This window comes from Priestia sp. SIMBA_032 (genome assembly GCF_046535215.1).
GTDB classification, from domain to species: Bacteria; Bacillota; Bacilli; order Bacillales; family Bacillaceae_H; genus Priestia; species Priestia aryabhattai.
Window position 1 is genome coordinate 1 of record NZ_JAWRXD010001252.1, and the last position, 249, is coordinate 249.

The following is a 249-nucleotide window of genomic DNA, read 5'->3' on the forward strand; positions in this document are numbered from 1 at the left end:
GGCGCGGCCTGTTCGGACCGTCGATCAACCTGATGATGTTCCATCCGATCCTGGAACTCGGCGATGTCGTGGGACATCTGCACGTTCTGACCACCGGCCCCGTCGAGGACCTGTCGATGAACCTGTATCCGGGTGTGTCGGGCTCGAACCTGCGGGTGGACTTCGAGGCGAACCCGCAGTCGTACTCCGACGCCGACCTGACCCGGCACCACGAGCGCTTCACCGACTTCCTCGGCCGATTGCTGCAGG

At 64.3% G+C, this 249-nt stretch carries 1 protein-coding gene; it reads left to right on the forward strand.

What is annotated here, in order from left to right; all coding sequences use genetic code 11:
- The coding region (locus SB717_RS38350; protein WP_410908440.1) for a hypothetical protein at positions 1–249 on the forward strand (249 nt) is incomplete at both ends.